The organism is uncultured Mucilaginibacter sp. (genome assembly GCF_913773635.1).
Classification (GTDB): Bacteria; Bacteroidota; Bacteroidia; order Sphingobacteriales; family Sphingobacteriaceae; genus Mucilaginibacter.
In genome coordinates, this window is the sequence record NZ_CAJYGQ010000007.1 from 296,516 (window position 1) to 310,131 (window position 13,616).

The following is a 13,616-nucleotide window of genomic DNA, read 5'->3' on the forward strand; positions in this document are numbered from 1 at the left end:
GTCGGGCTGTTGTCATTTTAAATAAGCTTAACCCTCGTACAGCACCGGCTATGTATCTTTACGCCCTTAATTTGTACTCAATAAATACATGGCTACTAAGCAAAATCATTTCTTCCTCATACTAATATTAGGTTCGTTAACGGCATTGGGGCCGTTTTCTATTGATATGTACTTGCCCAGCTTTCCGGCCATAGCCAAAGACCTGGACACTACCATTGAACGTGTAGCATTATCGTTATCAAGTTATTTTGTGGGCATATCATTAGGGCAGTTACTGTACGGGCCTTTATTGGACAAGTTTGGCCGTAAAAAGCCATTGTACATTGGCCTTGCCGTATACCTGCTGGCCTCATTTGGCTGTATGATGGTAAGCACGGTTGACGGACTAATTGGCCTGCGCTTTATACAAGCTATTGGCAGTTGCGCCGCCGCTGTGGCTGCTGTAGCCATGGTGCGCGATTTATTTCCGGTAGAGGAGAACGCCAAGGTATTTGCCTTACTTATGCTGGTAGTAGGTGTATCGCCTATGGTGGCACCTGCCGTTGGCGGTTACGTAACCAAGCATTTGGGCTGGCATGCCATATTTTTAATACTGGCTGGCATTGCGGTAATCATACTGTTGGCTGTAATATTTGCCCTGCCTGATAAATATGTACCTAACCGGAAACTTTCGCTCAGGCCGGCGCCAATGCTTAGCAACTTTGCACAGGTTTTGAAAAATCCGCAGTTTTTTACTTACGTACTTACCGGGGCATTGTCATTTGCAGGGCTGTTCACTTATGTGGCCGGATCGCCGTTGGTGTTTATGCAAATGTATAAAGTTAGCGAAGATGTTTACGGATGGATATTTGCGGGTCTTTCAGTTGGATTTATTGGTTCGAGCCAGGTAAATAGCTGGATGCTTAAACGCGGACTCACCAGTCAGCAAATAGTTCCGGTGGCGTTAACAGTGCAAATTGTGGCTGGTTTAGTATTTATACTAGTTGCCATGAGCGGCTGGATGGGTTTAACAGGTATTATCATCATGCTGTTCGTTGTCCTGTCGTGCATTGGTATAATTAGCCCAAATGCCTCCGCGCTTTCGCTAGCGCCATTCTCACACAATGCAGGCACCGCTTCGGCCTTAATGGGTGCATTGCAATTGGGTTTAGGCGCAGTAGCCTCAATGGGTATTGGGTTTTTCCATGCGTTAACAGCTATTCCGTTGGCAAGTATTATGGCCGCAACTGCGGTATTAGCCGGCGTAGCTTACATGGTAGGCAAACGTGCAATAAAACAACCTATAGCTGCAAGCGAAGCCGGTATAGCGCTACATTAAATTTATGATATAGAAACGATAGATTTTGGCGTAATACAGTTGTGTATTTTGCGGTCAAATTCATTTATGTCGTCTATACATTCTACAGCATCAAAAAATGAAAGACCAGTGAATTTCGTATCCGGACGGCATTGAGACATAAAGCGGTCGTAGAAACCTTTGCCGTATCCTACTCTGTAACCTTTGATATCAAAAGCAAGCAGGGGTACAAGCATCAGATCAATTTGGTTGACATCAATTAGGTTGCCGGTTACGGGCTCGGGTATGCCAAAAGCATTTGTAGCCAGCTCCAAATCTGCATCGTCGGCATAGTTTAGCATGGTATTATTGGCAAAGTTTGCTTTAGGAAATATTCTTAAAATATGCGGATGCGTTTCTTGTAACCAATTACGTATTAAAAAAGTATCCGGCTCTTTGCGTTGATGTATAGGTAAGAATAAGTGTATGCAGCCAACGCCTGATAGGTCAAGCTGTTGAAATTGTGCAAGTAGTGCCTTGTTAAGATCGTTGTATTCGGCTTGCGAAAGTTGGTTGCGCTTTTGAATATATACTTTGCGCAGTTGTGCTTTGGTCACGCTTTATATGATTTTTAAAAGCTGTTCTTTTAGAACGGGCAAATCTCGTTTAGCGGTTTCATAAATAGTTTGAGCAGACACGCCAAAGTACTCATGTATGAGTTTGTTGCGCATGGCTTTCATTAAATTCCAGGGAATTGAAGGATATAATTGCTTTGAAGATTCGGATACCTTTGACGAGGCTTCGCCAATAATTTCAAATCTTCTTATAACAGCATCTTGCAACAAAAAATTTGACCTAAACTCTAATTCAGTTTTGACGTCTAAGTATTCTAAGATCAAGTCGATTGATTCAATTATATCATTGAAGTAAACTAAGTCGGACCGGCTCATAAAATTGGAACTAAAGTTTGTTCCACCTCATTTTTAATAGAGTTTTTTAGTGCGCCATACTCAACAATATCAATTTTATGATTAGTGAGCTGTGCTATTTCTTCTTCAAGTTTTAATAGCGTAAGCAGTGTGAAGCCTGTAGATGGCTCAATTAACAAATCGATATCGCTTTGACGTGTCATTGTGCCTTTTGCAAGTGATCCAAAAATTGCAGCCTGTTTTATATCGTAACGTTTTAAAATAGGAACAATAAGTGCTTTGTATTTTTCTAAATCCTGCATACTCAAATGTAACAGATTTAATGCCAACAAAAAAGGCTTCCAAAAATGGAAGCCTTTGATATTTTTAAGTAAATACTAATTCTTAACACGCTCCATGTAAGCACCGGTAGCAGTATCAACTTTTACTTTATCACCTTCGTTAATAAATAACGGCACACGTATTTCAGCACCGGTTTCAACGGTGGCAGCTTTAAGTGCGTTAGTTGATGTATCGCCTTTAACGGCTGGCTCTGAGTAAGTAATTTCCAATTCAACCGAAGCAGGTGCCTGTGCCATAATAGGCTCATCACTTTCAAAAGCAATAATTACGTTAACACCTTCTTTTAAGAACTTAACGGCATTGCCAAATAAAAATTTCGGAATATTGAATTGCTCGTAAGTGGCATTGTCCATTACAACAAGGTCATTGCCATCTTCGTACAAATACTGATAGTCGCTGGTTTCAACACGGGCAATAGTAACCTCTTCGTCGGTACGGAAACGGTATTCAACCAGTTTTCCTGTTTTAACATTACGCATGCGGGCCTGGTAAAAGGCACGCAGGTTTCCCGGAGTACGGTGAATAAATTCTTCTACCTGCACTAAATCTCCGTTGAAGCGGAGGATATTTCCGTTTTTTACTTCTGATGCTTTAGACATAATAAATTTTCGTGGTGCAAAACTACCCGTTTAAGGGCAAACTATCAAGCAGTTAATTATTTGCCGGCGGTTTGTAATTGGTAATGTGCAGCTGGTTAGCGCAAAAGCTATATTCCTGCAGTTGGTTTGAGCCTACAATTATAAGCCGGTTACCGGCGTATTGCTTTACAAGTTGCAAGTACCAATCAATGCCTTGCACGTCAAGGTTTGATGTTGGCTCATCAAGCATTAGCATAGCTGTATGTGAGCAAAAGGCCAGCGCAAGTTTAAGCCGCTGTTTCATGCCTGACGAAAAGTAGCGTACCAGTTTATGCTTACTTTGCTTCATGCCAAGCAAATCAATAATTGCGGCCCTGTTCATCCCGTTTTTATAGGGCTTAAATTTAAAGTGGAAATCAATAACCTCCGTAAGTGTAAAGTCTTCAATAAGCTCAAGGTAAGGCGCTGCCATACTAATGTGTTGATACACATCTTCGGCATGCAAATCATTACCATTGAAGCTGAATTTTACGTTACCGGCTGACGGTGAAAGGCTGCCGTTTAAAATTTGAAGCAGTGTTGATTTTCCGGAACCATTAGGCCCCAAGACTGCGTAACTGTTACCTTGTGAAAAAGTATAATCGATACCATTAAAAATCCAGTCGCGATTAAAGCGCCGGCCGGTTTGGTTAAGGATTATATTAAGTCCATGGTGCATAGGTAATAGATGATGGTTCATAGATGATAGTTGTTGGTACCACTTTGCCCTCTACTATCATCTATGAACCATTAACTAATTATGAATTTCCAAAGCCTTTCATAATACCACGCTGCGAACTTTGTATGAAATTAAGTATTTCATCACGTTCGGCCGTTGGACGAAAATCAGCTTCTATGATTTCCATGGCTTTGGTAACGTTGCTGTTGCGTACAAAAAGTGTACGGTAAATATCCTGTATTTCGTTTATCTTATCTTCACTAAAACCGCGGCGGCGCATACCCACCGAGTTGATACCTGCGTATGATAACGGTTCGCGAGCAGCTTTTACATACGGAGGAACATCCTTACGTACCAATGAACCACCGGTTACAAACGAGTGTGAGCCAATATTGCAAAACTGGTGTATAGCCACCATGCCTGCCAACACTACATAGTTGCCAACTGTTACGTGGCCTGCAATAGTAGTATTGTTTGAGAAAATACAGTTATCGCCAATCACACAATCATGTGCTACGTGGCAATAGGCCATAATTAAGCAGTTGCTGCCAACCTCGGTACGCCAGTGGTCTTTTGTCCCACGGTTAATGGTAACGCACTCGCGTATAGTTGTGTTATCGCCAATAACGGCCTGGGTATTTTCTCCCTTAAATTTAAGGTCTTGCGGAATAGCCGATATAACAGCACCTGGAAAAATACGACAGTTTTTGCCAATACGTGCGCCATCCATAATGGTAACGTTTGAGCCAATCCACGATCCTTCTCCTATTTCAACATCTTTATGGATGGTAACAAACGGCTCAATCACAACGTTATCCGCAATTTTAGCCTGCGGATGTATATATGCTAATGGCTGAATCATGTTTACTTATATTTAACAATTTGTGCCATTAGTTCGGCTTCTACAACAATTTTTTCGCCTACCATGCCAATGCCCTTCATTTGGGCAATACCACGACGGATAGGGGCAACAAGGTCACATCTAAAAATAAGCGTATCTCCGGGCAACACTTTATCTTTAAAGCGAGCATTTTCGATTTTTAAAAACAAAGTAAGCCAGTTTTCAGGGTCGGGTACGGTGTTAAGCACCAATATACCACCGGTTTGAGCCATGGCTTCAATTTGCAATACACCAGGCATTACCGGTGCACCAGGAAAATGGCCCTGGAAGAAAGGTTCATTCATGGTAACACCCTTCAAACCTACAACGTGGGTTTTGGTAAGCTCCAGAATTTTATCAACCAGCAACATTGGCGGACGATGCGGCAGGATATTCATAATCTGCACCGTATCATATACCGGTTTCATGTTAGGGTTGTATACCTTAATATGCTTGCGGCTACGTTCTTTTTTAATTAGCGCTTTAATTTTTTTGGCAAAAGCTACGTTAGCAGCATGACCCGGACGTGCAGCCATAATATGGCCACGTAAAGGAACACCTACCAAAGCCAAATCGCCAATCATGTCAAGCAGCTTGTGACGTGCAGGCTCGTTTTGATGACGTAGCTCGATGTTATTTAAAATGCCTTGCGGCGCTACATCAATGTCTTCGCGGTTAAAAAGGGTAGCAAGGTGAGCTAATTCTTCCTTATCCACGTGTTTATCAACCACTACAATGGCGTTGTTAATATCTCCGCCTTTAATAAGGTTATGCTTTAACAGCATTTCCAGTTCATGTAAAAAACAGAATGTACGGCTGCTGGCAACTTCTTTTTTAAACTCTGATAAAGAAGAAATAGTGGCATGCTGTGTACCTAGTACAGGTGAGTTGTAATCAACCATACAGGTAAAGCGGTAATCATCATCTAATGGCATTGCTACCATCTCCACCTTACGGTCGGTTTCAGAGTAGTGAATGTTGTATGGTATATGGTAATACTCCCTATCGGCATCCTGCTCTATATAGCCGGCCTCAACCAGGGCTGATACAAATGGCATTGAGCTGCCATCCATAATTGGTGTTTCAGGACCATCAAGGTCAATAAGCATGTTATCAAACTCAAGGCCAACCAAAGCGGCCAAAACGTGTTCAACAGTGCTTACGCTGGCGCCGTTTTGCGTAATGGTTGTACCGCGTGAAGTATCGGTTACATTATCAACATCGGCATCTATCACAGGGCTTCCGGGCAAATCAACACGGCGAAATTTAAAACCGTGATTTTCGGGGGCCGGGTTGAAGGTCATGGTAACACTCTCGCCGGTGTGCAGCCCTGTGCCCGATACGGCAACAGCGGCTTTAATGGTTCTTTGCTTTACGTTCATATAGTTGTTCAGCTGCTCAGGGTGTTGTTACCGTATTATTGCGCAGCTCAGCAATTGTTTTTTCTAACTCTTCTATTCGTTTTTTTAATTCTGGCAGTTGTTGCACTACCAGCTGTGAGCGTAAAAAGCTTTGATAAGGTTGAACAAGTATGCCTGCCCATTTCTTACCCTCTTCGTCCACACTTTTATTAATGCCTGTTTGCGCCTGTATTTGTGAGCCCTTAGCAATACTAATATGACCCACCACGCCTACCTGGCCACCCATTATAACGTTTTCACCAATTTTGGTACTGCCTGATATGCCGCTTTGTGCAGCAATAACTGTATTGCTGCCAATTTCAACGTTATGAGCAATTTGTATAAGGTTGTCAAGCTTTACGCCTTTGCGTATTACTGTTGACCCCATGGTAGCACAATCAATTGTTGTGTTGGCACCAATTTCAACATTGTCTTCTATAACTACGTTGCCTATCTGGTTCACTTTGTTGTATGAACCATCGGCTGTTGGAGCAAACCCAAAACCATCACTGCCTATAACTGCTCCTGAATGTATGATAACATTATTGCCAATAACACAATCGGCATATATTTTAACGCCCGAAAACAAGGTGACGTTATCGCCCAAAGTTACATTATCGCCAACATATGTATTGGGGTATATTTTGCAATTATTTCCCAGCTTGGCACCATCACCTATGTAAGCAAATGCGCCTACATAAATATTGCTTCCTGTAACTGCGCTTGGGCTTATAAAGCTTGGCTGTTCAATGCCCGCCTTATTGAGTTTTAATGTATTGTATTTTTCGAGTAAAACCGAAAATGCGTTGTAAGCATCGTTTACTCTGATGAGTGTTGCATTAACAGGCCCATTTAATGCAAGGCTGTTATTTACAATAACTACCGAAGCGTTGGTGCTATACAAATACTGCTCATACCGGGGGTTTGCCAAAAACGACAAAGCGCCTGCCGAAGCCTCCTCAATCTTAGCAAGTTTACTGATGGCTACCTGAGGGTTACCTTCAATAGTTCCGTTCAGCATCAAGCTTATTTCCTGCGCGGTAAATTGCATCGGGCAAATTTAAATGTTAAAAGTTAAGCAACAAATTATAAACATACTGTTAACAGCTAAATAAGGTCTTTCGTATAACAAAAAATATATTTTTCAACTGTTTTAGCTAAAGCTTCGAGGTTAGCATTATCACTTGCAGTTGTAATATCTTTTATTGCACCGCCTTTCATTAGTATTTTAATGTTAGCGTTGCCAACCTGGTATGCATTGTTGCTTATGATATCTGTAAATACGAAGTATTTGGCGTCATCGTAACATACCCCGTATTTTTTCATTGCTTTATGACGCAGGTTTTCTACTTGTGTTACATCGGGCAAATAATTTGTTATATCAACGTGGTATAGCTTGCGCTGTATAAAGTTTTCGCAAAGGCGTGCCAAAACGGTGTCATCACAGCGTGTCCATACCTTAACCGCCGCCATAATATCTGCATCATCCAAACACGTAAATGTTTCAATATGAAGGTCGTGGCTTACAAATTCTTCCTTGGTAATGGTACTTTGCAGAAAATGATTTAAGGCAGGGGTTGAAAACAACTGCTGTCCTTTAAGTGACAACTCGCGGGCGCGCTGCAATATTTTACCCAGCATTTGCTCGCCCGAGGTTACGGTTTTGTGCAAGTACACCTGCCAGTACATTAACCGGCGGGCAACCAAAAACTTTTCAATGGAGTAAATACCTTTTTCTTCAACCACAATAGAGTCATCAACCACGTTCAGCATTTTGATGATCCTTTCTGAACTGATAACACCTTCTGATACGCCGGTATAAAAACTATCGCGATTGAGATAGTCCATTCTGTCCATATCTAACTGACTTGATACCAGCTGATGCAAGAAGCGCTTTGGATAAGTATCATTGAATATTTCAATAGCCATGCTTAGCCGTCCGTCAAAAACTACATTAAGCTTGCTCATTAAAAGCGTTGAAATATCTTCGTGATGGATGCCTTTTACAATGTGCTCTTCCAGCGCGTGTGAAAACGGGCCGTGCCCTATATCATGAAGCAAAATGGCAATTACAACAGATTCTTCTTCCTGCGGGGTAATAACCTGGTCTTTATCGCACAGGGTTTTTACGGCAAGTTGCATAAGGTGCATAGCACCCAGGGCATGATGAAAACGTGTATGTAAAGCGCCCGGATAAACCAGGTGAGTCATGCCAACCTGTTTAATGTAACGCAGCCGCTGAAAGTACGGATGTTCGATCAGGTCAAAAACCAAATCGGTGGGTATGGTAATAAATCCGTATACCGGATCATTAATTATTTTTTTCTTATTCAAGCTAATGCCTTATAGTTTTGCAAAAGTGTTAAATTAACCCCATCTACAAACAATCAATTTGTTATTTTTTGTTAAGATTTTTATTGTCTTGACAACAAAAGCAAACCTTGGAAGTTATAATTCAACATTCACTAAACATACCATGCAGGAAACTACCATACTTTGGGCCGACGACGAGATTGATTTGCTTAAACCCCACGTGTTGTTTTTAAACGAAAAAGGCTACAAAGTTAAAACTGTAACCAATGGGTCTGATGCTCTTGAGGAGTTCAGAAATGATTATTATGATTTGGTTTTTTTAGATGAAAATATGCCTGGGTTAACGGGGCTTGAAACTTTTATGCAAATAAAAGCTATTAATGCCGATGTGCCTATTGTGCTCATTACCAAAAATGAGGAAGAGCCAATGATGGAAGATGCCATTGGTTCGAAAATAGATGATTACCTCATTAAGCCTGTAAACCCCAAGCAAATATTGCTTACCATAAAAAAGCTTACCGAAAACAAGCGCCTGGTTACCGAAAAAACAACCATGGCCTACCAAATGGATTTTCGTACGCTGGGTATGACACTAAACGATAATCTTAACTTTCAGGAGTGGGTTGATGTTTATAAGAAGTTAATTTACTGGGAGCTGGAACTGGAGAAGTTGAGTGATGCCGGCATGCACGAGATTTTAACCATGCAAAAGGCCGAAGCCAACGTGCAGTTCAGCAAGTTTATTGAAAAGAACTATCTTGACTGGGTAAAAAATCAGGACACGGCTCCAACTATGTCTCATCAGCTGTTTAAGAAAAAGGTATTTCCGAAGCTTGACAACGTTCCGGTGTTTTTCATACTGATTGATAACCTGCGTTTTGACCAGTTTAAAATCATAAATCCTATTATATCTGAGTTTTTCCGCCTGGAGGAAGAAGATACCTATTACAGCATTTTACCTACAGCAACGCAATATGCACGTAACGCCATATTTGCCGGTTTAATGCCGCTTGATATGGAAAAGCGTTTCCCTGGAATGTGGCAGAATGATGAAGACGAAGGCGGTAAAAACTTACACGAGGAAGCATTTTTGGCTGATCATATTAAGCGTGTACTGCGTAAGGACTGCAAGTTTTCGTACCATAAAATATTAAATATTGACGAAGGCCGCTCATTGAATGATTCGGTAAGTAACCTGATGAACAACGATTTGAACGTAGTGGTGTATAACTTTGTAGATATGCTGTCGCACGCACGTACCGATATGCAAATGATACGTGAACTGGCCAGTGACGATGCGGCTTATCGTTCTTTAACCTTATCATGGTTTGAGCATTCCCCACTGTTAGACTTGCTTAAGTTTTTATCAACCAAACAAGTAAAAGTAATTATTACTACCGACCACGGTACCATACGTGTTAAAAACCCTAGCAAGATAATAGGCGATAAAAACACCAATACTAACCTGCGTTACAAACAAGGTAAAAACCTCAATTTTAACGCAAAAGAAGTGTTTCATATTCGTAACCCGCATGATGCAATGTTACCAAAGCTGCACGTAAGCAGCAGCTTTGCTTTTGCTAAAGAAGACAGCTACTTTGTATACCCTAATAACTATAATCACTTTGTTAATTTCTACAATGAAACGTTCCAGCATGGAGGTATTTCGCTTGAAGAGATGATTATACCTGTGGTTACTTATGGGGTAAAGTAAATTTGTATATTTGAATATGGTAGTGGAGACTTAGAATTAAAGTTTGTATTACCATATTCAATTGATATTACTTGCATATACCTGATTTTGCATGACCCGGTCACAAACTAATTTAACCATTGAATCAATAACCCAGCTTGATTCTGCAGCCCGGTCTTTATTGAATTTTGCGGGCGAACAAAAAATATTTTTGTTTTATGGAAATATGGGAGCAGGTAAAACTACTTTCATAAAAGAACTGTGCGCTCAATTAGGTGTAAAAGAGCCGGTTACCAGCCCAACATTTTCAATAGTAAATGAATACGAGGCAGGTAACTCACGGGTTTTTCATTTTGATTTTTATCGGCTAAAAAATCAAGAGGAAGCCTTGGATATGGGTTATGAAGAATACTTTTATTCGGGTGATTACTGCCTTATAGAGTGGCCTGAAAAAATATCAGATTTGCTTCCGCTCAATTACATCAAAGTAACCATACAGGCCGATGCAAGTCAAAAGAGGTATTTTAACTTTGAAAGTATTTAATGCCGTTATTCTTAATTTTATTTATCTTCAACACTGCGAATATAAAATTCCTACGCAGCAACAGTATCTATGAGTTCAGGGTTATATAGCGGATTTTCGGACGTAGCTAAACAAGCTATGATGCAACCGCAGGAGTCAATGCTCGAAGTAAGAAACCGGAAGAATAAGCTTTACATCGGTATTCCGCGCGAAACATCATTTCAGGAAAACCGTATTGCTTTAACTCCGTTTTCGGTTGCGTTACTGGTAAATAACGGGCATGATGTATTGTTCGAAAGCAATGCCGGTAAGGCAGCCAACTTTTTAGATAACCATTATAGCGAGCAAGGCGCTCAAATTGTTTACGATCATAAAAAGGTTTACGAGGCCGATATTATACTAAAGGTGGCGCCACCCACCATGGCCGAAATTGAATTAATGAAGCCGGGGCAGATACTCATATCTACGCTGCAAATCCCCACTTTAAAAGCTGAATGCCTGCAAGCCATGCTGGCTAAAAGAATAACTGCTCTATCATTTGAACAACTGCGCGATGAAGGCAATGTGCTCAGCGTAGTGCGTGCAATGAGTGAAATTGTAGGCGCAACATCAATCTCTATAGCTGCTGAATACCTAAGTAACGTTTTTGGCGGTAAAGGTTTAATGCTGGGCGGCATTACCGGCGTGCCACCTACCGAAATTGTGATACTTGGCGCAGGTACAGTAGGAGAGTATGCAGCACGTACGGCCATTTCATTAGGAGCAGAGGTGAAAGTGTTTGATCCGTCAATTTATAAGCTCCGCAGGTTGCAAAATAATATTGGCAGCAGGGTGTTTACCTCCGTAATACAGCCTATTGTACTTGAAAAGGCAATTACTACGTGCGATGTGGTGATTGGAGCCATGCGTACCGAAGACGGCCGTAGCCCGTGCATAGTTACCGAAAGCACAGTGAGCCGCATGAAACCTCATTCGGTTATAATTGATGTAAGTATTGATCAGGGTGGTTGTTTTGAAACATCAGAGGTTACCAACCATACCCACCCGGTGTTTCGCAAGTATGATGTAATTCATTATTGTGTGCCAAACATTGCCTCAAGGGTTGCACGTACAGCCACCTATGCCTTAACCAATATTTTTACACCCATTCTGTTAGACATTGGCGAAAACGGCGGAATTAACAATGTGATATGGCAAAAGGCCGGTGTACGTAATGCCGTATATATTTACCAGGGGCAGCTAACCAACAAGTACCTGGGAGAGCATTTCAACATTCCGTGTAAAGACCTTGATTTGCTTATTGTGTCAAATCGTTAAGGCTTGCCGGTAAATTGAGGTGGTATTTGCGTTGTATGATGCGGTTCGCCGTAATAACTAATACTTAGCTTAGCTGTTCCCTTTTCAGGCACTGTCACTTTAAACAGCATGTCATAGTCATCGTCGGTGAGTTCAGTAAATGGTGTATCGGCACCTAGTGCCTTCATGACCGGTAGTAAGGTGTTTGAATGGCCAACAATTAGTACTTCTTGCCCCTTATGGTTTGCCAATACCTTTTTTGCAATTTCCTCTAAATTTTTAACGCTGTAGGTCATTGGTTCAAGTTTGCGTTTAACAGCTAAAGGGTTAGCTGTTGCCAGAGTGCGTTTATATGCGGTACTGTATATTGCTGTAATTTTGCGGTTGTTTAAAGTAGCAGACAAATCTTCAGCACGCTTCAATCCCTGGGGCGTAAGTTCAGGGTTGGCCGTCATCGTTTCAGCTGTTTGTTTTTCGGCATGCCTTACAAGCCACACCACAGTCTCTTGCGAAAAACAATTAACGGCAACAACCAAATTCAAGAATAATATAAGTAACCCTTTGTACATTTCTATAAGCTTTACTGGCTAAGGTAGCTACTTTGGCAAACAATTTATGTGTAAATGCGGTATTTATGAATCATCATCATAACTATGAAAGTATTTAGCAAAGAATATTTAAAGAGTTTATGGAAGGTGCTACTGGCTACCTTTTCTGGCTTCTCAAACGATAATGGCTTAAAGTTGAGTGCCTCACTGGCCTACTATACTATATTCTCTATAGCACCTTTGCTAATACTCATCCTGTCGCTGGCCGGCATTTTTTTAGGGCCTGATGCAGCATCTTCCAAATTATATGCCCAAATAAACCAATATGTGGGTGGCGATGCAGCTAAGCAAATTCAGGACATTGTTAAGAACCTGCAGTTTTCAGGCAAATCGGGCGTGGCTTTGATATCAGGCATTGCAACCTTACTACTAGGTGCCAGCAGTATCTTCCTTGAAATACAAGATTCAATAAACACCATTTGGCGTGTAAAGGCTAAACCTAAAAAAGGGTGGTTAAAAATGCTTCAAAACAGGTTTTTATCGTTTTCTCTCATTATAAGTTTGGGATTCCTTTTATTGGCTTCGCTTATAGTAAACCTTATTGTGAGTGCTATTGGTAGTCAGCTTACACGCTTCTTGCCTGCTATTACCGAACGTTTAATTGAAGTAATTAACCTTGGCGTCTCATTTATCGTAATCTCCGTTTTATTCGGCATTATATTTAAGTTCCTGCCCGATGTTAAAATTAAATTCAAAGACGTGCGCTCGGGAGCTTTTTTCACAGCCATATTGTTTATGATAGGGCAGTTTGCCATCAGCCTTTATTTAAAATATTCGGCACAAGGTTCGGCATACGGTGCTGCAGGTTCGGTTATTATTATTCTGGTTTGGATTTACTACACCGCTGCAATTTTGTATATAGGTGCCGAATTTACCCAGGTTTATGCCGAGGCTAATTGCAGCCATATTGAACCGGCTGATTATGCTGTACACATTGAGCAAACAGAGGTTGAGCGTGAAGTAAGCAAACTGCCCCCACAAAACCCTGAGCTGAAAGGTCAGTTAACTGACGATGGCAAGCAGCAAAGTTAATTCCCGCTAACAACATTGCGGCAGCTTG

The 13,616-nt window shown here is 41.2% G+C and carries 15 protein-coding genes; 5 read left to right on the top strand and 10 right to left on the bottom strand.

Translation table 11 applies throughout. The annotated features are described in order from the left end of the window. Positions 1–88 precede the first annotated feature (88 nt). Positions 89–1,318: a Bcr/CflA family multidrug efflux MFS transporter gene (locus QZ407_RS09290; RefSeq protein ID WP_295770096.1), complete on the top strand. Its 1,230-nt coding sequence runs from the start codon at positions 89–91 to the stop codon at positions 1,316–1,318. Between the two features lie 2 nt (positions 1,319–1,320). On the opposite strand, the gene QZ407_RS09295 is transcribed toward QZ407_RS09290, so the two are convergent. From QZ407_RS09295 to QZ407_RS09335, 9 genes are all read right to left on the bottom strand, one after another. Then, complete coding sequence (locus QZ407_RS09295) at positions 1,321–1,893, bottom strand: 5-formyltetrahydrofolate cyclo-ligase (protein WP_295770098.1); 573 nt, start codon at positions 1,891–1,893, stop codon at positions 1,321–1,323. A gap of 3 nt (positions 1,894–1,896) precedes the next feature. Then, positions 1,897–2,226: a DUF86 domain-containing protein gene (locus tag QZ407_RS09300; protein WP_295770100.1), complete on the bottom strand. Its 330-nt coding sequence runs from the start codon at positions 2,224–2,226 to the stop codon at positions 1,897–1,899. Further along, entirely contained in the window at positions 2,223–2,507 is a 285-nt protein-coding gene (locus QZ407_RS09305; protein ID WP_295770101.1) for a nucleotidyltransferase domain-containing protein, read from the bottom strand. Before QZ407_RS09305 ends, QZ407_RS09300 begins: the two co-directional genes overlap by 4 nt. A 75-nt stretch (positions 2,508–2,582) precedes the next feature. Then, entirely contained in the window at positions 2,583–3,146 is a 564-nt protein-coding gene (efp, locus tag QZ407_RS09310; protein WP_295770103.1) for an elongation factor P, read from the bottom strand. Positions 3,147–3,198: 52 nt separating this feature from the next. Next, complete coding sequence (locus QZ407_RS09315; RefSeq protein ID WP_295770105.1) at positions 3,199–3,864, bottom strand: ABC transporter ATP-binding protein; 666 nt, start codon at positions 3,862–3,864, stop codon at positions 3,199–3,201. Positions 3,865–3,922: 58 nt separating this feature from the next. Continuing rightward, positions 3,923–4,705, bottom strand: coding sequence for an acyl-ACP--UDP-N-acetylglucosamine O-acyltransferase (gene lpxA, locus QZ407_RS09320; protein ID WP_157542381.1), 783 nt, complete (start codon positions 4,703–4,705; stop codon positions 3,923–3,925). Between the two features lie 2 nt (positions 4,706–4,707). After that, a complete protein-coding gene (locus tag QZ407_RS09325; RefSeq protein ID WP_295770108.1) occupies positions 4,708–6,105 on the bottom strand; it encodes a bifunctional UDP-3-O-[3-hydroxymyristoyl] N-acetylglucosamine deacetylase/3-hydroxyacyl-ACP dehydratase in 1,398 nt (465 codons plus the stop codon). A 16-nt stretch (positions 6,106–6,121) separates the two neighbouring features. Then, a complete protein-coding gene (gene lpxD / locus QZ407_RS09330) occupies positions 6,122–7,174 on the bottom strand; it encodes a UDP-3-O-(3-hydroxymyristoyl)glucosamine N-acyltransferase (RefSeq protein WP_295770110.1) in 1,053 nt (350 codons plus the stop codon). Positions 7,175–7,230: 56 nt separating this feature from the next. Continuing rightward, entirely contained in the window at positions 7,231–8,457 is a 1,227-nt protein-coding gene (locus QZ407_RS09335; protein ID WP_295770112.1) for an HD domain-containing protein, read from the bottom strand. Positions 8,458–8,599: 142 nt separating this feature from the next. Between QZ407_RS09335 and QZ407_RS09340 the strand changes: the two genes are divergently transcribed. The 3 genes from QZ407_RS09340 (at position 8,600) to QZ407_RS09350 (ending at position 11,969) form a co-directional block, all read left to right on the top strand. Then, on the top strand, positions 8,600–10,150 hold the full coding sequence (locus QZ407_RS09340; protein WP_295770205.1) for a PglZ domain-containing protein: 1,551 nt from the start codon (positions 8,600–8,602) through the stop codon (positions 10,148–10,150). Between the two features lie 91 nt (positions 10,151–10,241). Beyond that, complete coding sequence (tsaE, locus tag QZ407_RS09345; RefSeq protein ID WP_295770114.1) at positions 10,242–10,673, top strand: tRNA (adenosine(37)-N6)-threonylcarbamoyltransferase complex ATPase subunit type 1 TsaE; 432 nt, start codon at positions 10,242–10,244, stop codon at positions 10,671–10,673. Positions 10,674–10,742: 69 nt separating this feature from the next. Beyond that, positions 10,743–11,969 (top strand): alanine dehydrogenase, encoded by a 1,227-nt coding sequence (locus QZ407_RS09350; RefSeq protein ID WP_295770116.1) that lies wholly within the window; start codon positions 10,743–10,745, stop codon positions 11,967–11,969. Here the strand turns inward: QZ407_RS09350 and QZ407_RS09355 are convergent. Then, on the bottom strand, positions 11,966–12,517 hold the full coding sequence (locus tag QZ407_RS09355; protein ID WP_295770118.1) for a histidine phosphatase family protein: 552 nt from the start codon (positions 12,515–12,517) through the stop codon (positions 11,966–11,968). The genes QZ407_RS09350 and QZ407_RS09355 overlap by 4 nt on opposite strands. Before the next feature lie 84 nt (positions 12,518–12,601). On the opposite strand from QZ407_RS09355, the gene QZ407_RS09360 reads away from it, so the two are divergent. Continuing rightward, positions 12,602–13,588 (top strand): YihY/virulence factor BrkB family protein, encoded by a 987-nt coding sequence (locus QZ407_RS09360; protein ID WP_295770120.1) that lies wholly within the window; start codon positions 12,602–12,604, stop codon positions 13,586–13,588. Positions 13,589–13,616 lie beyond the last annotated feature (28 nt).